Genomic DNA, 19,235 nt, shown 5'->3' on the forward strand with positions numbered 1-19,235 from the left:
CGCCCGCGTCGGTCGCCGGCGCCCGACACCCCCCGCCGCGATCCGCGCCAGCACATCCTCGGGCAAGGCCGCGCGGACCGCCGCGAGCACGACGTCCGGGAGTGGCTCGCTGACGCCATCGGCGGCGTCCTCGCCGTCGCGATCGGCCGGCGGGGGAGTCGTCTCGGGCCGCGGCGGCGCGGCCGCAGCCGGTATCCGGGTCGCGCGCGGACCTAGCACGAGCCGCAGCGCAAGCGCGAAGTCGGCCTCGGCGACCCTGGGCCGCCCGGCAAGGCACGCAGACGCGCGGCAGGCCTTCAGCGCGAACAGCGACGCGCGGACGGAGTCGATCCCGAGCATCGCTGCCGCAATGGCGATCCGCTCGAGCAGTTGCGCCTCGGCGATCGCCGGCCCGTCATCGTCCTCCGGCACCGACGAGGGCGGTTCGCCGTCCCGGCTGCGTGTTGCGGACAGGTCGAGCCAAAACGCGACGCGCTCCGCCACGGCCGCGGGCGCCCGCTCGTCGGGTTCGATCCCCTCGTCGAACGCGATTATGAGGAATTGCGTGCGATCGCAGCCCGGCGCGCCTTCGCAATCGGCGGCGACCATGCCGCCATCCATCGCGGCGGCGAGGCGTCCCGCGGTCGCCTCGGACAAGCGCTCCGCCATAGGCACGACCACGATCCCGCCATGCGCTTCGGCGAGCAGCCCCGCCCGCCTGCGTACCACGCCCCGCGCGAGCGCCGCGGTCAGATCGATACCGCCCAGCAGACGGTCATCGTCGATATGCCCGGGCAGGCGACGGATCGGCGCCTTCTCCGGCAGTCGCGCTTGCACTTCGGCGATCACCCGATCGCACAGCGCGCCGCCGCCACGCAGGATCATTCCGCCCAACCCCGGATCAAGCGCGCACAAGCGCGCAGCGATCAGCGCATCGACAAATGGTTCGGGCGGCAGGCGACCGGACTGCAGGTCGCCTGCCGCGATCACGCCGCCACATCCTCCAGCGCGCGTTCGATGCGGGCGGTCGATCCGGTCTCGTCGAGCACCGCGCGGCGCAGACGGTGCCGCAACGCCATCGGCGCGACCGCCCGGACGTGGGCGTCGGCGGCACACGCCGCGCCGTCGAGCGCGGCCAGCGCACGCGCCGCGCGGACCAAAGTGAGTTCGCCGCGCAGTCCATCCGCGCCGACCGCCATGCTGAGCCGCGCGGCAAACCGGAGCACATCGTCCGGCACCGCCACGCAATCCAGCGCCGCTCTCCCGCGCGCGATCCGCTTGACCATCTTGCGCTCCGCCGCGCGCCAGGTCGCGGTGAACGCGTCCGGGGCGCGCGCGAACGCGTCGCAGCGCTTCAATATCTCGACGCGCTGCGTCAGGTCCTGTGGCGTCCGGACCTCCACCGAAAGGCCGAAACGGTCGAGCAATTGCGGGCGCAGCTCCCCTTCTTCGGGATTGCCGCTGCCGACCAGCACGAACCGCGCGGGATGGCGAACGCTCAGCCCCTCGCGCTCGACGACATTCTCGCCCGAGGCGGCGACGTCGAGCAGCAGATCGACGATATGATCCTCGAGCAGATTGACCTCGTCGATATAGAGAAAGCCGCCATGCGCGCGCGCCAGCAGCCCGGGCTCGAACGCCTTGACGCCGGCAGACAGCGCGCGCTCGAGATCGAGCGCGCCGACGACGCGGTCCTCGGTCGCACCCAGCGGCAGATCGACGAAGGGGACCGGGATCTTCGCCCTGGACGAGCGTGGAGTGCCATCCTGATACCCCCCCTCGCTCGCGGGGATCGGTGGCAGAACCGCGGCGAGCGCGCGCACCGCCGTCGACTTGCCCGTCCCCCGATCGCCGAACACCATCACCCCGCCGATCCGCGGATCGACCGCGGCGATCAGCAGCGCCTGCTTCATCTCGTCCTGGCCGACGATCGCGGAAAAAGGGAAGGACATGCGCATGGCCAATGTGTAACATGCGCTGGACACTCTACAAGGTGGACAGTGCCGTGACCTGGGTCCCCATCGCGATCGCCGCCGGAGGCGCGCTCTTCCTGGGCGTGTTTGGCGGGGTGATGACGCCGATCGACCGCTGGTACCATGACCTGCGCAAGCCAGCGCTCCAGCCCCCGAACTGGCTGTTCGGGCCGGCGTGGACGGTCATTCTCGGCCTGGCCGCTTGGTCCGCCGTGATCGCCTGGAACGCCGCCCCCGATCCCGCCGCGCGGATCACCGTGATCCTGTTGTTTACGACCAATGCCCTGTTCCATGCGCTGTGGAGCCCGCTATTCTTCCGCCTCCAGCGACCCGACTGGGCGCTGGTCGAAGTGGTGTTCCTGTGGGCATCGCTGGTCGCGCTGGTCGTGGGACTGTGGCCGATCGCGCACGCCGCGAGCTGGCTGATCGTACCCTATCTCGCCTGGGTCAGCTTCGCGGCCTGGCTCAACAGCGCGATCGTCCGACTCAACCGGCCCTTCGCCTGACATGACGCCACCGCCCAACGGGCGGTTGATACGACGTGAATTTCATAAGGAACGACACTGATCGAATAATTGGTTGGAGAGCCTGTCATGCCGACGCTGGAAAACACCGCTTCGCACTTCGCAACGCCCATTCCCGAAATCCGGCGAATAGGCGTGGCGGATCTGAACTGGGCCTTGGCGGAGGGGTGGAAGGACTTCCTCGCCAAGCGCGGCGATCTCGTCGTCATCGGGCTGCTTTATCCGATCATCTGCCTGATCGCGGCGGTAACGACGTTCAACGATCCGCTGCTGCCGCTGTTCTTCCCACTCGTCGCCGGTCTGTCGATCGTCGGGCCGGCGGCGGCCTCGGGCTTCTACGAGCTCGCCCGCCGCCGCGAGGAAGGGCGCGACGCCAGCTGGTGGCACTTCCTCGATCCGCTCAACGGACGTAGCCGCCTGCCGCTGGCGTTGCTGACCGGCGGGCTTGGCGTGCTGATGATCGGCTGGCTGCTGGTCGCCTACGCCATCTATGCGGTCACGTTCGGCGCCCATGCACCGATGCGCGTCGGCGACCTGTTCGGGCGGCTGTTCACAACGCAAGCCGGCTGGGCGCTAATCCTGCTCGGCAATTTCGCCGGCCTCGGCTTCGCGATGGCGAGTCTCATCCTCTCGGTCGTGTCCTTCCCGATGGTCGTCGACACGCCGGTCGACGCCGGGCGGGCGGTGCGCACGTCGCTGGCGGCGGTCCGAAAAAACCCGCGCGAGGTGTTCGGCTGGGGATTGCGGGTTGCGGCGCTGCTGCTGCTCGGGCTGATCCCGGCGGCGATCGGGCTTGCCGTCGTGCTGCCCTGGCTGGGCTATGCGACCTGGCATCTCTATACCCGGCTGGTCGTCCGGTGAGAGCAGTGTCGGATCCGGCGGTCCCGTTTGGGGCCGCCCCTGGATTGGTCGGCCTGCTGGACACCGCCGATCGCTCGACCAGCGGGCCGTCGGTGCCGGCCGTTCCTCGGATCGGGTTCACGCAGAGGCTTGCCACCCATCGCGCAGCCATCGAGCGCCGCATCGCCGAACTGATGGACGCGCGCCCGGAGTCGCCATCGCTCCTGATCGCGGCCGCTCGCTATGCGATCGCCGGACCCGGCAAGCGGCTTCGGCCGCTACTAGCGATGCTCGCGGCCGAGCAATTCGGGGAAGGGCCGTCGCCTGGTACGCTCGAGTTCGGCTGCGCGCTGGAGATGGTCCATGCCGCCTCGCTTATTCTCGACGATCTGCCGAGCATGGACGACGCGTACATGCGCCGGGGCCGCCCAGCCTGCCACCGCCGCTTCGGGGAGGATGTCGCCGTGCTCGCCGCCGTGTCGCTGCTCAACGAAGCCTATGGCGTCGCGGCGCGCGCGTCCGGACTGTCCGGAGAGCAGCGCCTGCTGCTCGTCGAGCGACTGAGCGGCGTCATCGGATTCCAGGGCCTCGCCGCCGGCCAGATCCGGGATCTGCACGATCGGCCACCCCTCGAGAAACGCGCCCTGCACGACCTCAACCATCACAAGACCGGGATGTTGTTCATCGCGGCGGTCGAGGGCGGTGCGATCACCGTCGGCGCGGGGCCGGATGAATTGAAGGCCGCGCGCGACTTTGGCGCCGCGCTCGGCAAGGCGTTCCAGCTTCTGGACGATCTGGTCGACGCCTATGACACCGCCGCCGCCGCCGGCAAGGACGTCGGGCAGGACAAGGACAAGATCACGCTCGTCTCGCTCCTGGGGTTCGAAGGCGCGCGCACCGAAGTGCGACGCTCCGTCGACGCCGCCGTCGCCTGCATCCGCGGTTTTGAGCCCGGACCGCTTGGCTTGTTTGCCGAAGCCCTTCTTCACCGTGCCTAGGTGGACGTTCCATAGCCGCCGGGCACCATGATCAGCGGGTCGTGCCGATCCATCAGGTACGCCCGACATCGCCGTCGTCGGATGGGTCCGGCCTGGCTTCCAGCCGGTGCGGGCGGATGCCTTGTAGCCATCGTACGGTGGTCAAAGCCACGTCGGCCGATATGCCGATCGCGGTGTATCGCACGCGCGCCCCACGCCACAAGGCGAGCGCACCGCTCGTGCCGCCTGGTACAGGACGTTTCGAGCTTGTTATCTTGTTCCTTCCGACCGTGGGCAAACAGGCCGAGTACAACCGCCCCGCGCGTTCCATGGACAATTCCCGTGCGACCCTAGCGATGTCCTAACCCCCTACCCTTACAAAAAAGGGGCAAGGCGCGGAAAGATCAGACAGGGATGTGTCACAACGGCCGTAGATCACACAGTTTCTGGAGCCGTGTGACGATAGGCCACAGGGCGCTGGTGGGCCCGGCAGGACTTGAACCCGCAACCTAACCGTTATGAGCGGTCAGCTCTAACCAATTGAGCTACAGGCCCCCAGCAGCGCCAGCCGATAGCCCGAGCCTTCGGCCGCTGGCAAGCGCTGCGGTCGATCGCGCTATGCCAGCGCGGCGATCAGTGCATCCGCGCCGATCGGCTCGACCCCTTCGCGCGCCAGCAACGCGAGCACGCCGTCCCACCACGCGTAGAACGTCCGGAGATCGGCCAGGTCGCGGACATAGGGCGTGTGACCGGGCTCGACCGATGGTGAGTGAAACGAGATCGACAGCAGCCGGCACTCATCATCGAGCAGCGTACGGATCGCGCGCAGCGCGTCGGATAGCGGCGTTCCCTCCGGCGTCAGCGCGACGCGGCCGAGCAGCCCCGACCGTGACAATAGTCCGCGCGCCAACCGGGCCTTGCCCGCCGCCGGGTAAAGCCAACTGCCCAGGCTCCGCGCCGTGCCGACATAGACGCTGGTCAGCGGCAGTTCGAGCAGCCCGCGTGCGGGCCCGACACGGCAGGGTGCGACGACATGACGTGAAAAGTCGGGGCCGCCCTCCGCCGAATAGTCGAACAGCGCGCGGACCGAGACGTCGAGCCGGTAGCCAGCCTCCTCGAGCAATCGCGCCGTCGCCCCGCCGACGCCGTAGCGCCCGGCGCGATAGATGCGCGGGCGCGTCCCGAAGGCGTCCTCGATGCAGGCGGTCAGCGCACCGAGCTTGGCGCGTTCCAGCGTCTCGGGAAGATTGCCCACGAAGCTGTTGGCGACGGTCAGCGGCTCGTCGTGCGGCGGATTGACCCACGGATGAAGCTGCGTGCCGATCGCACACGCCCCGGCTTCCAGCCATGGCCGCATCACGCCGATCGCCACCGGATCGGACGCGATCGGATAGTCGACCAGATACGTCGGTGCGATGCCTTGACCGGCAAGATAGCGATGCGCGGTCGGAAGCGCAGCGACTGCCGTGGTCGCGGTGGCATCGCGCCGCCGCGGCTGTGTCCAGTCGAATTCTTCCTCGGTGTCGACGAACACGAGAAAGCGGCGGCCGAGCGCGCGGGGCGGATCGATAATATCGGCCTTGCTCGCCGGCCGGTCTATCCGCCCGTCCCCAGCGTTTCCGACCATGTCAGCTGCCGGCGCTGATGCGCGACGGATCCTGCGCGATGGGCAGCCGCAATTGGAATCGGTCGGGCTCGATCGCCAGCGTGCCGCCGACCGCCCCGGCGAGCCGACGGACCAGATGCAAGGAGAAGCCGAGACCGAGCAGCGGCGCATCGGGTGAGTCACCCTCGGGACTATAGCCGGGATCGAGCAGCGCCGCCTCGCTCTGCCCCAGAAGCCGGCGCGGGCGACCGACGAGAAGATCGATCAGCCCGCCCGGTATCACGACGAGCGCGGCGTGAATCGTCTCGGCGTCGTCGGCGAGCGCTGCGCATCCACCGACCAGCCGGGCCATCATCCGGCGTAATGCGGCAGGATCGCCGATCACCGGGGTGAGGTCGGTCGCAATAGCACAGGCGAGCGCGCCCCCCCGGCGCTGCGCGGCGTGAGCATGATCGCTGCAGATAGACCCCAGCATCGCGCCGAGATCGACGGGCAGTTGCTGGAGGTCGAGTCGCTGGGTCGAAAGTCGCGCCGCAACGTCGAGATCGTCGACGGCCGCGAGCAGCCGACCGGCCTGTTCGGCGATCGACTGCGCGCGATCGCGATAGACGGTCGAGACCGGCCCGCGCATCTGCCGCCGGATCATCTCGGCGAACCCGCCGATGGCGTTGAGCGGGGTCCGCAATTCATGCACCAACTGGCGCAGCGAATCGGGGGCGAGGCCCGCGCCGAAGACATCGTGCGGACCCGCCGGTTCGGCACGATCGCCGACGTGCGGCCGACGCGCGGTGCAGCGATACCCTGCGAAACGACCGTTGGATGGTTCGAAGACCGGAACCCCCGCGATGCGCCATTCGCCGCTCGCAGTCGAACCGCCCGCCACGACGAGCCTTGCGTCGCGAAACGGCGCGCGCCGGCGAAAGGCACCGGGCGCCTGCGCATCGACGCCGTGCGGGCCGTGCGCGGCGACGGCGATCGTCTCGCCGATCAGCGGCCCGCGCGGCACGCCCTCGAGCCAGCGGATGACTCCATCGGTGCCGGTCTCGAAGCGGAAGCTTGCGGCATCGTCGGCCGGATCGACCGCGCGCCGGCGCGGCGCGACGTCGCGATCTTTGCGAAAACGCGCGATCCGCGTGATGATCGCGCGGATTTGTCCTTCGCCGACGCCATGTTCCAGTGCCTGGACGGGGGGCACCGGCTCGTCCGACCGGACGCTGTGGAGCGCAACCGGCCGACGCGACGCCGGCTCGATCATCGCAGGCGGCGGACCGACCTCGCCGCTGATCTGCATGTCGGTACTGCCGAAGCTCGACAGCGCCGCCTCGATGACGGGCCCGAGATCGCGGCGATGGCGCAGATAGCCGCGCCCAGTCGGCGACAACCTCGGCAGGATCGACAACCAGCCCTGCTGGTCGAGCCGCGCATAGGGAAGCACCGCGCCGGCAACCGCCGGAACGTCAGCCGCGAGAAAGGCGACCAGCGCCGCCGCGATCGGCCGCCCCGCAAACGTCCGCGCGGTCTCCTGCCGGATCGCCAGCGGCACGTCCGGCCGCAAGGCGGTCAGCCGGCCGAGCGCCTCGCGCTCCAGCGCCGGATCGGCGTCGCGATGCCGCTGCGCCAGCAGGTCGAGCAACTGGCGCCACATCGCGACACGATCGGCGGTACGAACCGCCGGTCGCGCGAGCACCGTGGCTAGCCTGTCGTCGAACCGCACTTATTTCTCCACGCGCCCGACCGGCGGGACGCCCTCCATGCCGGAACAAGGTTGACTATCGGTTCCCCTCAAGGCGCGCAAAGCGACATTTAAATTCGCGTCGCATAGTGGGACAATTGCCAGCGCTCGCAACTTTCTTATAGGGGAGATGCCGTTGCGTGAAAGGAAGCCCCTCTTGGCCTCGCCCCCCTATCTTGACTCGATCGACCTTATCATTCTCGCCGAACTGCAGGACGACGGACGGATCACCAATGTCGAACTCGCCCGCCGCGCCGGTCTGACCGCGCCCCCCTGCCTGCGTCGCGTCCGCGCGCTCGAGGAGGGCGGCGTGATCAACGGCTATCACGGCCGACTCAATCCGGCCTCGCTGGGCTATGGCATCACGGTGTTCGCCCTGGTCAGCCTGCGGAGCCAGGCCGAAGAGGATCTGCGCGATTTCGAGAATCATGTCGCGACGCTACCCGAGGTCCGCGAGTGTCACATGCTCAACGGCGAGATCGACTTCATACTCAAGATCGTCGCCCACGACCTTCAGTCGTTCCAGAGCTTCCTGACCTCGAAGCTGACGACGGCGCCGCATGTCGCGAGCGTCAAGACATCGCTCACGATCCGGACCTCGAAGGATCAGCCCGGCGTGCCCGTCGACCGAACCGCATAACCGACGAGGATTGCGGCGCCGAGCTTAGTCGGCGCCGCGTTGTGCCCTACTGCTTCGGCGCCGGCGCCGCCGCCGGCTGCGCGCCCTTGCTCGCCCATACCGACCAGTAATGCGCCAGCGGCGCGGCCGGTCCCTGGACCAGCGCGAACGCCTGAACCGCGCCCGGCTTGTCGCCACCCTGCGCAAGCGCCTCGCCGAGATGCAGGTTGGTCACATTGGCATCGGCGCCCTTCTGGAGCGCGACCTTATACAGGTCGGCCGCCTTGGCGTACTCGCCATAGCCGAGATAGGCATCGCCGATCAGCAGCGCCTGCTTGCCGTCCGCGGCGGCGCGCGCGCGCTTGTCGGAGGCGGGCAAATCGGCCTTGTCGGCGGCGACCTTCGATCCCGCGACCTGCTTGACCTCGGCCAGCGCCTTGCTCGTTGCCAGCGCCTTGGCATCGACCATGTTGGACGAGGTGCCCTGATCGATCACGGCCTTGGCCTCGCCAGGGAAGCCTTTGTTGAGCGCCATGTTGGCATAGTCGTAATAGTCGCGTTCACCGGCCAGCGCACCCGAGACGCGCATCAGGCGCAGCGTATCGAGATCGGTCTGCGGATCGAGCTTGCTGGTGTCGCGGTAGGTCTGCAGCACGATGCGCCACAGGTCGATACGGGGATAGGCCTCGACGAGCTCGACGCCGTATTTCTGCACGGCGGCCGGCATCTTGGCATCGTAGGCGATGCCGAGCGCACGACGATACCAATCCTCGTCGACCGGCTGACCGGCCGCCTTCTTGGCCTGGATGGCCTGGTCGACAATCGGCAGCGCCTCCGTCCCACGACCTTCGCGGGTCTTGACCTGCGCGAGCAGGATCGCGGAGTCGCCGTCGGTCGGCTTGAGCTGCACGAGTTGCGTGAAGGCGGCGTCCGCGGCCTGCATATTGCCCGCATTGTAAGCAAGCTGGCCCTTCACGCCGAGAATCTGGATCAGCTGATCCTGCGGCGCCTTGCCACTGGCGATGACGCCGTCGGCGGCGGTCATCTCGGCGGCGGTGTCATTGGTACCCTGCGCGAGGATCAGCGCCATCAGCGCGACCTGATATTTGTCGTCCGGCGTCGTCGCCGCCGCCTGCGCCGCGGGCAGCGCGGTCTTGGCGGTCGCAAAGTCCTTGGCCTGCAGCGCCTTCTGGAGCGGCTGCGCGGCAACCGCGAAAGCCGGGCTGAACTGCGGCTTGTTCGGATCTGCCGCCGCCGCCTTCTTGGCCAGCGCCGGACCCGCGGTCAGCGTGGCCGCGCCGAGCGCGAGGGACAGCGCCAGCGCCGTCGTCGATGCGAATTTCATAGGGAAGTCTCTCCTCTTGCGGCAACCGGGAGCACGCCGGCGTGGTGCTAATCCCTGCCCCGCTCCGGTTCAAGCGTATGGATCAAGCGGTACGCTGCCGTCCGGGGGCTGAACACGCATTGAACGTCGCGGGTTGCATGGCCCGCGAACATGGTTGACCGCCGGTCGGCGTTTGCTACCGCCATCGCCATGATCGCGCTTATTTCTCCCGCCAAGACGCTCGACTATGAGAGCAACCTGCCCGCGCTGACGGCGACGACGCCGCGGTTCGTCGACGAGGCGGCCTTTCTCGCCGAACGCGCCGCCAAGCTGTCCAAGCGCAAGCTGATGGACCTGATGCACATTTCGGAGAAGCTCGCCGCGTTCAACGTCGAGCGCTACCGCGACTTCGCCGAGGCACCCGAGCGCCCGGCGCTGTTCGCCTTCGCGGGCGACGTCTACACCGGCTTCGAGGCGCACAGCCTCGACGAGCCGGCGATCGGCTTCGCGCAGGACCATGTCCGCATCCTCTCCGGCCTTTATGGTTTGCTTCGCCCGCTTGATCTGATCCGGCCCTATCGGCTGGAGATGGGGACGCACTGGGCGCCGGGCCGCGCCAAGACCTTGGTGCAATGGTGGGGCACACGCGTCGGCGACCGGCTCGGCGACGAGCTGGCCGAACAGGGCTCGGCCGATATCATCAACCTCGCCAGCCAGGAATATTGGGCGGCGATCGCGCAGGCGACGCCTGCCGGGGCGCGGGTCACAACGATCGAGTTCATGGAGGACGGCCCCAAGGGTCTGCGCTTCAACAGCTTCGCCGCCAAGCGCGCGCGCGGCATGATGGCGCGCTACATCTGCGAGCACCGACTGGGCGACGTTGCCGCGCTCAGGGGCTTCGACAGCGACGGCTACGCGTTCGACGCGGATGCGTCTGACGACCAGCGCTGGCGCTTCGTGCGCCGCTAGAAGCCCTCTTCCTCAGGGAGAGGGTTGGGTGAGGGTGTCCGGCGTTCGATCGTGCCAGCGGCCGTTCACGCGACGCTTGCGCGTCGCTTCTCTCATCGCGATCAGCATCGGGGGCCGCCCTCGGCCACACCCTCTCGCGCACGCGCCCGCGTATGCGCGAGGGGTGGCGCCACGATGACAGCTGCGCTAATGGGATCGAAACGGCGCCGGCACGGGCGCCCATGACCTAAAACACCAGCGAAAGCCCCTAGATTTGGCCAGCGCCCCGCCGACCATCGACCCCAGCGATATTTCTCCCGTCTCGATCGTCGACGAGATGAAGACGAGCTATCTCGACTACGCCATGTCGGTGATCGTCAGCCGCGCGCTGCCCGACGTCCGCGACGGCCTCAAGCCCGTCCATCGCCGCATCCTCTACGGCGCCCAGGAAAGCGGCTTCGTCGCCGGCAAGCCCTATCGCAAGTCGGCGCGCCTCGTCGGCGACGTGATGGGTAAATATCATCCGCACGGCGACAGCTCGATCTACGACGCACTCGCGCGGATGACGCAGGACTGGTCGATGCGGCTGCCGCTGATCGACGGCCAAGGCAATTTCGGCTCGATGGATCCCGATCCGCCCGCGGCGATGCGCTACACCGAGGCGCGACTTGCGCGCTCGGCCAGCGCGCTGCTCGAGGACATCGACAAGGACACGGTCGACTTCCAGCCGAATTATGACGGCTCGGAGAGCGAGCCCGTCGTGCTGCCCGCGCGCTTTCCCAATCTGCTCGTCAACGGCGCCGGCGGCATCGCGGTCGGCATGGCGACCAACATCCCGCCGCACAATCTCGGCGAGGTCATTGCCGCCTGCAAAGCCTATATCGAAAACGGCGCGATCACCGTCGACGAGCTGATGGCCTATGTCCCCGCCCCCGATTTCCCCGGCGGCGGCATGATCCTGGGCCAGGGCGGCGCGCGCAACGCCTATCATACGGGGCGCGGCTCGATCATCGTGCGCTCGCGCTACACGGTCGAGGAGCGGGCGGGCGACAGACGCTCGATCGTGCTCACCGAAATCCCTTATCAGGTCGGCAAGAACGGGCTGGTCGAGAAGATCGCCGAGGCCGCGAAGGAAAAGCGGATCGAGGGCATCGCCGACATCCGCGACGAGAGTTCGCGTGAGGGCGTGCGCATCGTCATGGAGCTCAAGCGCGACGCGACGCCCGACGTCGTGCTCAACCAGCTCTGGCGCCACACGCCGGCGCAGTCGGGTTTCCCGGCCAACATGCTCGCGATCCGCGGCGGCCGGCCCGAGATTTTGGGTCTGAAAGACATCATCGCGGCGTTCGTGACGTTCCGCGAAGAGGTGATCACCCGCCGCTCCAAATATGAGCTGCTCAAGGCCCGCGAGCGCGCGCACATCTTGCTCGGCCTCGTCGTCGCGGTGACCAACCTCGACGAGGTGGTGCGCATCATCCGCGGCTCGCCCAACCCCGCCGAGGCGCGCGCGGCGCTGTCCGCGCGCGAATGGCCGATCGCCGAGATCGCGCCCTATATCCGGCTGGTCGAAGCCGTCGAGCTGGCACCCGATGGCGACGGCTACAAGCTGTCCGACATCCAAGTCCGCGCGATCCTCGAGCTGCGCCTCCACCGCCTCACCGGCCTCGGCCGCGACGAGATCGGCAACGAACTCGCCGGGCTCGCCACGACGATCGCCGAACTGCTCGAGATCCTCGGCAACCGCGTCCGGCTCTACGAGATCCTCGTCGCCGAACTCGACGCGGTCTCGGCGGCGTTCGCCACCCCGCGCCGCAGCCAGATCATGCCCGCCGGCGACGACATCGACGACGAGGACCTGATCGAGCGCGAGGAGATGGTCGTCACCGTCACGCTCGGCGGCTATATCAAGCGCACCCCGCTCGATGCCTTCCGCACCCAGGCGCGCGGCGGCAAGGGCCGCTCGGGCATGGCGACCAAGGACGAGGACGCCGTCGTCAAGCTGTTCGTCACCTCGACGCACACCCCCGTGCTGTTCTTCTCGACCGCGGGCAAGGTCTATCGCAAGAAGGTCTGGCGGCTTCCCGAAGGCGCCCCGCAGGCGCGCGGCCGACCGATGATCAACCTGCTGCCGCTGGCCGAGGGCGAGACGATCTCGACCGTGCTGCCGCTGCCCGAGGACGAGGCGTCGTGGGGCGACCTCCACATCCTCTTCGCGACTGCCAAGGGCCTCGTCCGCCGCAACAGCATGGACCAGTTCACCCGCATACCCACGGCGGGCAAGATCGCGATGCGCTTTTCGGAGAGTGATAGCGACGACGAGACCGTCGAGACGACCAGCGACCGGCTGATTGGGGTCACGCTGCTCAGCGGCGACGACGACGTGCTGCTCGCGACGCGCAACGGCAAGGCGATACGCTTCCGCTCGACCGACGTCCGCGAGTTCCAGAGCCGGACGTCGGCGGGTGTCCGCGGCGCACGGCTGCTCGGCGACGACGAGGTGATCTCGCTGTCGATCCTGCACGGCACGCCGTGGGACCAGGATACCGAGACGCGCGAGGCCTATCTCAAGGCCGCGCCGTGGAAGGAAGGCGAACGCGAGGCCACGCTCGACGAGGCGACGATGCAGGCGATGGCCGACGCGGAGGAGTTCGTCATGACGGTCTGCGCCAACGGCTATGGCAAGCGCTCGTCGGCCTATGAATATCGCCGTATCGGCCGCGGTGGCCAGGGTATCACCAATATCGACAACCTTGCGCGCAACGGGCCCGTCGTCGCCAGCTTCCCCGCGCACAAGGGCGAGCAGCTGATGCTGGTCACCGATCAGGCCAAGCTGATCCGCATGTCGGTGGGCGACACGCGCGTGATCGGGCGCGGCTCGTCGGGCGTTCGGCTGTTCCACGTCGGCAAGGACGAGCATGTCGTCTCGGCGGCGCGCATCGCCGAGACCGAGGACGAAGCCGAGGTCGATCTCAGCGGCGAGGTGCCAGTGGCGATCGATCCGCAGGTCGAGGGCGACACCGACGAAGACCTGGCGGACGGCCACGAGGAATAGCGGCCGGTTCCGGTTCGAGGCGTCCGCCCCCTAACCCGTTCGCACTGAGCGAAGTCGAAGTGCATGTTGCAGGCGCCGCGCGTGGAACAGGTCCTTCGACTTCGCTCAGGACGAACGGGTTTTGTTTGCCTACGCGAACAAGTGCTCGACCTCCGCCTCGGGATAGGTTTCATCGATCAGCACCTGGCGGTGGCAATGCGTCGGCTCGCGCTCGAAGCAGAGCAGCGCCGACGGCGCCTCGGTGGCAAGATCGCGCAGTTGCTCGGCCGCCACGATCGCGGCGGGTTCGGCAAGCGTGCCCCGGTAGATCTCCGCCATCAGCTCATGCCGCCCCTTTCGCGCCGCCTCGCGGCCCTCGGGCGGTGTGCCGAGCGCTTTCAGATGGACATAGTCGATGCCATGCTCGGCCAGCCCCAGCCGCAGCGGCGTTTTGGAAAATCCCGGGCGGCGCGACAGCGGCAGCTGACGGACGTCGATCAGCCGCTTCACGCCCGCCCGCTCGAGCGCCGCGATCAGCTCGGCCTGCGTCGCACCCTCATAGCCGATCGTGAACAGCTTCATGCCGCATCAAACCGCGCGTCGCGCGTTGCGGTTCCTTCGCCTGCCCGGCTGCGCTATGCGCGGCGGCATGCATGACATCCACATCGTCGGCGGCGGACTCGCCGGATCCGAAGCTGCCTGGCAGCTCGCCGAAGCCGGCTTCAAGGTGCGCCTGAGCGAAATGCGCGGCGTCGAGGGCACCGCCGCGCACCACGGCGACAATCTCGCCGAGCTCGTCTGCTCGAACAGTTTTCGGTCTGACGATCCCGAAAAGAACGCGGTCGGGCTGCTCCATGCGGAAATGCGCGCGCTGGGCTCGCTGATCCTCGCGCAGGGCGATGCGCACCGCGTCCCCGCCGGCTCCGCGCTGGCGATGGACCGCGACGGCTTTGCCGAAGGCGTCACCGCCGCGATCGTCGCGCATCCCAATATCGAGCTCGTCCGCGAGCGCATCGACACGCTGCCCGAGGGCCCGGCGATCGTCGCCACCGGTCCGCTTACCGCCGCCAACCTCGCGCAGTCGATCATCGCCGAGACCGGGCGGGACCAGCTCGCCTTCTTCGACGCGATCGCGCCGATCGTCCACCGCGACAGCATCGACATGGACATCGCCTGGTTCCAGTCGCGCTGGAACAAAGGCGACGGGCACGACTACATCAACTGCCCGATGAACAAGGACGAATATCTCGCCTTCCACGCCGCACTGATGGCGGGCCAAAAAACCGAGTTCAAGGAATGGGAGACCAACACCCCCTATTTCGAGGGCTGCATGCCCGTCGAGGTGATGGGATCGCGCGGGGTCGACACGCTGCGCTTCGGGCCGATGAAGCCGGTCGGGCTCGACGATCCGCGCACCGGGCGATGGCCGCATGCCGTCGTCCAGCTAAGGCAGGACAACCGCCAAGGCACGCTGTGGAACATCGTCGGCTTCCAGACCAAGCTCAAACATGCCGAGCAGGTCCGCGTGTTCCGGATGATCCCGGGGCTGCAGAATGCCGAGTTCGCGCGGCTGGGCGGTCTCCACCGCAACACCTTCATCCGCTCGCCGGTGCTGCTCGACGAGACGCTGCGGCTCAAGTCGCGCCCCAATGTGCGCTTCGCCGGCCAGATCACCGGCTGCGAAGGCTATGTCGAGAGCGCGTCGATCGGCATGCTGGCGGGCCGCTTTGCCGCCGCCGAACTCTCGGGGCGCACCATGGCGCCCCCGCCGGCGACGACCGCGCTCGGTGCCTTGCTCGGCCACATCACGGGCGGCGCGGAGGCCGACGTCTACCAGCCGATGAACGTCAATTTCGGTCTTTTTCCCCCGCTCGCCGACGCCCCGCGCAAGGCCGACCGCAAGGCGCTGATGAGCGCCCGGGCAAAAGCGGATCTTGCAGTGTGGCGCGAGCAGATCGAGGCGGTGCCGGCCTAGCTGATCCCCGGCGCAGGCCAGGGCCAGGCCCGCACGATGTAGCTGGCGCCGCGTTTGCCACAGGCGCCGGGCTTGGGCCCCGGCTTCCGCCGGGGAACGATAAGCACTTACTGCCCTTCGTCCGACTCGTCCGCTGCCGGCTTCGCTGCCCCCGCCGCCGGCGCACATTTCGGCCGCGCCTTGCGGACCACGCGAGTCGTCGCGAACTCGGCGGGGTCGAGTGCCCCCGAATGGTCGGCATCGGCGGTCGCGAACTTGGCGACCGCCTTCGCGGCATATTCGTCGAACGACAGCTTGCCGTCGCCATTGGCGTCGAGCTTGGCGAAATTCTTGTGTCGCGCGATCAGATATTCGTCGCGATCGATACGCCCGTCCTTGTTGTGATCGTAGCGGCCGAAGCGCTTTTGCTCACGGGTTTTCTCGGTGGCTTGCGGCGCGTCGGCCGCAGGCGGCGCAGAAGCGAGCGGCGGCCCGCCGGTCAGCGCCGCGATCGCGGCCGGCGGGGGCGGAAGCGCGGGATCGTGCCGCGCCAGTCCCGTCCACAGAAAGAAGCCCGCCGCCGCCAGCAACAATGCCGATGCCACGCCTGCAAGATATCGCCCCATCGCGACCTCCCCCGTCCGGGCGGCAGGCTAACCCGACGCGCGCCGAACGCCAAGTTCGTCGCGCGCGGTCAGCGCCCCGTCCAGCGGTGCGCGAGCACGCGCAGCAAGCGGGCGGATGAAGCGGGCGGACGCAGCGCATCCGCCCCGCGCCGGACATCCTGCAGGGCGAGCGCCGCCAGCATGCCCAATGGGCGCAGAGACACGGGCCAGGGCGTCGCCATCGCGCTTTCGAGCGGGGCTTGGGCGGCGGCGAGCAATGGCTGTCGGCGTTCGGGCGGGGCGTAATGGCGCGCGAGGTCGGCGAGGGCCCACCCCTCTCCCGCGCTCGCCAGTCGTGACAATTGGGCAGCCGGGCCGAGCACCCGGCCGATCAGCGTGAACAACTGCGTACCCCGTTGCCCGGCGTGGGTCATGGCAGTCTCGATGCCGAGATCCGGATCGTCGAACAGCACCTCCCAGCCATCCGCCATGGCGGCCAGTTCGCTACCTGCGATCCTATCGGGGCGTAGCGCTGCCGCGGCCGCGAGCAACGGCTCGGCCGGGGGCGGTGCCGTATCGAGCGCGATCAAGGCATCGCGCCACCACAATAGGCGGATCATGCCTATTCCCGGCTCGCGCGCGCGCGCTACGATCGTGCCAAGCCGCTCATCGAGCGCCAACAGCGTCGACAGGCTCTGCCGCACCGTCCTGCGCGCATACGCGACCGCAAGCTCGCGCTCCGGATGCAACGGCATTGGGGTCAACTGGGCATCTGGCATCGAGCGTTCCTGCTCTAGCGGCAATACCGCGGCGCCGCCGGTCGGAATAGGCTGGCGTCGAAGTCCGCCATGCCATCGAACCCACGCCGCCCGATTCAAATTGATGGCTCCGGATACTCGGTCTTTGATCGATCCCCGACGCAGCGATCTGCCGTCGCCGCGCTTGTCGAAGATCGCTGTCGGTCGCCGCGAAGCTGCCGGACCTTCGGCCTTCGACAAGCCGCAGCGGATCGCTTGCCGCTATCGATAGCAGACCTTCTTCGCCGCCTTGACGACGTCGTCCGCCTTGAGCAGCGCGAGCTTCTCAAGATTGGCGGCATAGGGCATCGGCACGTCGACATTGGTGACGCGCAATACCGGCGCGTCGAGATCGTCGAAGCCATGCTCCATGACCAGCGCGGCGATCTCCGAGGCGATCGAGCAGGTCGGCCAGCCCTCTTCCACGACGACGATCCGGTTGGTCTTGGCCAGCGACTTGAGCACCGTGTCCTTGTCGAGCGGACGCAGCGTGCGCAGGTCGATCACCTCGGCCTCGATACCCTCTTCGGCGAGCTTGATCGACGCCTCGAGCGAGACGCCGACGCCGATCGAGTAGCTGACCAGCGTGACGTCCTTGCCCTCGCGGGCGACCCGCGCCTTGCCGATCGGCAACACGAAATCGTCAAGATCGGGAACCTCGAAGCTCTGGCCGTAGAGCAGCTCGTTCTCGAGAAACACGACCGGATCCTCGCAGCGGATCGCGGCCTTGAGCAGGCCCTTGGCGTCGGTCGCGGAATAGGGGGCGATCACGATCAGGCCGGGGACGCTTGCATACCAAGGCGCATAGTTCTGCGAATGCTGCGCACCGACGCGCGCCGCCGCACCATTGGGTCCGCGGAACACGATCGGGCAGCGCATCTGGCCGCCCGACATGTAATTGGTCTTGGCGGCCGAGTTGATGATGTGGTCGATGGCCTGCATCGCGAAATTGAACGTCATGAACTCGACGATCGGGCGAAGACCCGCCATCGCCGCACCCGTGCCCACGCCGGCGAAGCCATATTCGGTGATCGGCGTGTCGATGACGCGGCGGTCGCCGAACTCGTCGAGCAGCCCCTGCGTGACCTTGTAGGCGCCCTGATACTGCGCGACCTCCTCGCCCATCACGAAGACGCGGTCGTCGGCGCGCATCTCTTCGGCCATCGCGTCGCGCAGCGCTTCGCGCAGCGTCATCTTCACCATCGCGGTGCCTTCCGGCACCTCGACGTCCCGCGCATCGACGCCGGCCTTCTCGGCGGCGGCGACGTCGGCGACGAGATCGCGCGCGCCGCTCGGCATCTGATGCGGGGTGGCGCTCTCGGGGATCGGGGGCTGGCCCTGATCCTTGGCCGCCTCGACGGGCTGAGCGTCGGCGGCATCGCCCGATCGGCTCTCGGTCGGCTTGGCGGAGGCGTCCTCGCCATCCTCGAGCAGCGTGGCGATTGGGGCGCCGACCTTCACGCCGTCCGTGCCCTCGGCGACGAGGATGTGCCCGATCGTGCCCTCGTCGACCGCCTCGAACTCCATCGTCGCCTTGTCGGTTTCGATTTCAGCAAGGATGTCGCCAGACTTGACGGTGTCACCCTCCTTCACCAGCCATTTGGCAAGCGTGCCCTCCTCCATCGTCGGGGAGAGCGCAGGCATCTTGAGTTCGATCGGCATCAATAGGTTCCCACCAGCACATCGGTGTACAGCTCGGCCGGATCGGGCTCGGGCGATTGTTCGGCGAAGTCGGCCGCCTCGACGACGATCTGACGGGTCTCCTTGTCGATCGCCTTGAGCTCGTCCTCGGTGACGCCCAGCGCTTCGAGATCACGCTTGGCATGGTCGATACAGTCGGAGCGGTCCTTCATCGACTGGACCTCCTCTTTGGTCCGGTATTTGGCAGGGTCGGACATCGAGTGGCCGCGATAGCGATAGGTCTTGAGCTCCATCACGATCGGGCCCTTGCCCGCGCGCACCCATTTGAGCGCCTCTTCGATCGCGCCGCGCACCGCGAGCACGTCCATGCCGTCGACCTGCATGCCAGGCACGCGGAAGCTCTCGCCGCGCCGGTAGAGCTGGTCCTCGGACGAGGAACGGCTAACCGCGGTGCCCATCGCATAGCCATTGTTCTCGATCACGAAGATGATCGGAAGCTTCCACAGCTCCGCCATGTTCATGCTCTCGTAGACCTGGCCCTGGTTGGCCGCGCCGTCGCCGAAATAGGCGAGACAGACGCCGCCGTCGGCGCTGTACTTGTGCTTGAAGGCGAGACCGGTGCCGAGGCTGACCTGCGCGCCGACGATGCCGTGGCCGCCGTAGAATTTATGCTCGACGCTGAACA

Annotated in this window: 16 protein-coding genes, 1 tRNA gene and 1 pseudogene; 7 read left to right on the forward strand and 11 right to left on the reverse strand. The window is 68.1% G+C overall.

The genetic code is table 11. The features are described 5' to 3' along the window. Positions 1-969 (reverse strand): annotated as a pseudogene (locus Q0326_RS10870) (magnesium chelatase); the annotation flags it as partial. Next, on the reverse strand, positions 966-1,937 hold the full coding sequence (locus Q0326_RS10875; RefSeq protein ID WP_298690038.1) for an ATP-binding protein: 972 nt from the start codon (positions 1,935-1,937) through the stop codon (positions 966-968). The pseudogene Q0326_RS10870 and the gene Q0326_RS10875, both read right to left, overlap by 4 nt. A gap of 47 nt (positions 1,938-1,984) precedes the next feature. Between Q0326_RS10875 and Q0326_RS10880 the strand changes: the two genes are divergently transcribed. The 3 genes from Q0326_RS10880 to Q0326_RS10890 all read left to right on the forward strand — a co-directional run bounded on the left by Q0326_RS10880 (position 1,985) and on the right by Q0326_RS10890 (position 4,314). After that, complete coding sequence (locus Q0326_RS10880) at positions 1,985-2,458, forward strand: TspO/MBR family protein (protein ID WP_298690040.1); 474 nt, start codon at positions 1,985-1,987, stop codon at positions 2,456-2,458. Positions 2,459-2,545: 87 nt separating this feature from the next. Further along, positions 2,546-3,337 carry a DUF2189 domain-containing protein gene (locus tag Q0326_RS10885; protein WP_298690042.1) on the forward strand — a complete coding sequence of 264 codons (792 nt, stop codon included), beginning with the start codon at positions 2,546-2,548 and terminating at the stop codon, positions 3,335-3,337. 44 nt (positions 3,338-3,381) lie between these two features. Further along, positions 3,382-4,314 carry a polyprenyl synthetase family protein gene (locus Q0326_RS10890; protein ID WP_298690044.1) on the forward strand — a complete coding sequence of 311 codons (933 nt, stop codon included), beginning with the start codon at positions 3,382-3,384 and terminating at the stop codon, positions 4,312-4,314. A gap of 457 nt (positions 4,315-4,771) precedes the next feature. Here Q0326_RS10890 and Q0326_RS10895 read toward each other — a convergent pair. From Q0326_RS10895 to Q0326_RS10905, 3 genes are all read right to left on the reverse strand, one after another. Continuing rightward, positions 4,772-4,848: transfer RNA gene (locus Q0326_RS10895), tRNA-Ile, on the reverse strand. 61 nt (positions 4,849-4,909) lie between these two features. Continuing rightward, positions 4,910-5,920: a polysaccharide deacetylase family protein gene (locus Q0326_RS10900; protein WP_298690046.1), complete on the reverse strand. Its 1,011-nt coding sequence runs from the start codon at positions 5,918-5,920 to the stop codon at positions 4,910-4,912. A 1-nt stretch (position 5,921) separates the two neighbouring features. Then, on the reverse strand, positions 5,922-7,613 hold the full coding sequence (locus tag Q0326_RS10905; protein ID WP_298690048.1) for a HAMP domain-containing sensor histidine kinase: 1,692 nt from the start codon (positions 7,611-7,613) through the stop codon (positions 5,922-5,924). Positions 7,614-7,761: 148 nt separating this feature from the next. Here Q0326_RS10905 and Q0326_RS10910 point away from each other — a divergent pair, with 148 nt between their 5' ends. Continuing rightward, positions 7,762-8,271 carry an Lrp/AsnC family transcriptional regulator gene (locus Q0326_RS10910; RefSeq protein WP_298690050.1) on the forward strand — a complete coding sequence of 170 codons (510 nt, stop codon included), beginning with the start codon at positions 7,762-7,764 and terminating at the stop codon, positions 8,269-8,271. 46 nt (positions 8,272-8,317) lie between these two features. On the opposite strand, the gene Q0326_RS10915 is transcribed toward Q0326_RS10910, so the two are convergent. Continuing rightward, positions 8,318-9,595, reverse strand: coding sequence for a hypothetical protein (locus Q0326_RS10915; protein WP_298690052.1), 1,278 nt, complete (start codon positions 9,593-9,595; stop codon positions 8,318-8,320). A 189-nt stretch (positions 9,596-9,784) separates the two neighbouring features. On the opposite strand from Q0326_RS10915, the gene yaaA reads away from it, so the two are divergent. After that, entirely contained in the window at positions 9,785-10,543 is a 759-nt protein-coding gene (gene yaaA, locus Q0326_RS10920) for a peroxide stress protein YaaA (RefSeq protein ID WP_298690069.1), read from the forward strand. 253 nt (positions 10,544-10,796) lie between these two features. After that, the gene (gene gyrA / locus Q0326_RS10925) at positions 10,797-13,574 is read left to right on the forward strand and encodes a DNA gyrase subunit A (protein WP_298690054.1); all 2,778 of its coding nucleotides are present in this window, start codon (positions 10,797-10,799) and stop codon (positions 13,572-13,574) included. A 129-nt stretch (positions 13,575-13,703) separates the two neighbouring features. Here the strand turns inward: gyrA and Q0326_RS10930 are convergent, their stop codons facing one another. Continuing rightward, positions 13,704-14,135 (reverse strand): DUF488 domain-containing protein, encoded by a 432-nt coding sequence (locus tag Q0326_RS10930; protein WP_298690056.1) that lies wholly within the window; start codon positions 14,133-14,135, stop codon positions 13,704-13,706. A 67-nt stretch (positions 14,136-14,202) separates the two neighbouring features. On the opposite strand from Q0326_RS10930, the gene trmFO reads away from it, so the two are divergent. Further along, entirely contained in the window at positions 14,203-15,528 is a 1,326-nt protein-coding gene (gene trmFO / locus Q0326_RS10935; RefSeq protein WP_298690059.1) for a methylenetetrahydrofolate--tRNA-(uracil(54)-C(5))-methyltransferase (FADH(2)-oxidizing) TrmFO, read from the forward strand. 107 nt (positions 15,529-15,635) lie between these two features. On the opposite strand, the gene Q0326_RS10940 is transcribed toward trmFO, so the two are convergent. From Q0326_RS10940 to Q0326_RS10955, 4 genes are all read right to left on the reverse strand, one after another. Further along, positions 15,636-16,133 (reverse strand): histidine kinase, encoded by a 498-nt coding sequence (locus Q0326_RS10940; protein ID WP_298690061.1) that lies wholly within the window; start codon positions 16,131-16,133, stop codon positions 15,636-15,638. A gap of 68 nt (positions 16,134-16,201) precedes the next feature. Further along, entirely contained in the window at positions 16,202-16,891 is a 690-nt protein-coding gene (locus Q0326_RS10945; RefSeq protein ID WP_298690063.1) for a hypothetical protein, read from the reverse strand. A gap of 240 nt (positions 16,892-17,131) precedes the next feature. Beyond that, the gene (locus tag Q0326_RS10950; RefSeq protein WP_298690065.1) at positions 17,132-18,571 is read right to left on the reverse strand and encodes a pyruvate dehydrogenase complex E1 component subunit beta; all 1,440 of its coding nucleotides are present in this window, start codon (positions 18,569-18,571) and stop codon (positions 17,132-17,134) included. Then, positions 18,571-19,235 (reverse strand): thiamine pyrophosphate-dependent enzyme (locus Q0326_RS10955; protein ID WP_298690067.1); only part of this gene is annotated, 665 nt, incomplete at its 5' end. The genes Q0326_RS10950 and Q0326_RS10955, both read right to left, overlap by 1 nt.

The sequence above is a fragment of the uncultured Sphingomonas sp. genome (assembly GCF_937859915.1).
GTDB lineage: Bacteria > Pseudomonadota > Alphaproteobacteria > Sphingomonadales > Sphingomonadaceae > Solisphingomonas.

Excerpts from the sequence above, each read along its gene's own strand:
- Q0326_RS10875 (WP_298690038.1), bottom strand. The coding sequence starts at position 1,937 with ATGCGCATGTCCTTCCCTTTTTCCGCGATCGTCGGCCAGGACGAGATG.
- Q0326_RS10885 (WP_298690042.1), top strand. The coding sequence starts at position 2,546 with ATGCCGACGCTGGAAAACACCGCTTCGCACTTCGCAACGCCCATTCCC.
- Q0326_RS10900 (WP_298690046.1), bottom strand. The coding sequence starts at position 5,920 with ATGGTCGGAAACGCTGGGGACGGGCGGATAGACCGGCCGGCGAGCAAG.
- Q0326_RS10910 (WP_298690050.1), top strand. The coding sequence starts at position 7,762 with ATGCCGTTGCGTGAAAGGAAGCCCCTCTTGGCCTCGCCCCCCTATCTT.
- Q0326_RS10915 (WP_298690052.1), bottom strand. The coding sequence starts at position 9,595 with ATGAAATTCGCATCGACGACGGCGCTGGCGCTGTCCCTCGCGCTCGGC.
- yaaA (WP_298690069.1), top strand. The coding sequence starts at position 9,785 with ATGATCGCGCTTATTTCTCCCGCCAAGACGCTCGACTATGAGAGCAAC.
- Q0326_RS10930 (WP_298690056.1), bottom strand. The coding sequence starts at position 14,135 with ATGAAGCTGTTCACGATCGGCTATGAGGGTGCGACGCAGGCCGAGCTG.
- trmFO (WP_298690059.1), top strand. The coding sequence starts at position 14,203 with ATGCATGACATCCACATCGTCGGCGGCGGACTCGCCGGATCCGAAGCT.
- Q0326_RS10940 (WP_298690061.1), bottom strand. The coding sequence starts at position 16,133 with ATGGGGCGATATCTTGCAGGCGTGGCATCGGCATTGTTGCTGGCGGCG.
- Q0326_RS10945 (WP_298690063.1), bottom strand. The coding sequence starts at position 16,891 with ATGCCAGATGCCCAGTTGACCCCAATGCCGTTGCATCCGGAGCGCGAG.
- Q0326_RS10950 (WP_298690065.1), bottom strand. The coding sequence starts at position 18,571 with ATGCCGATCGAACTCAAGATGCCTGCGCTCTCCCCGACGATGGAGGAG.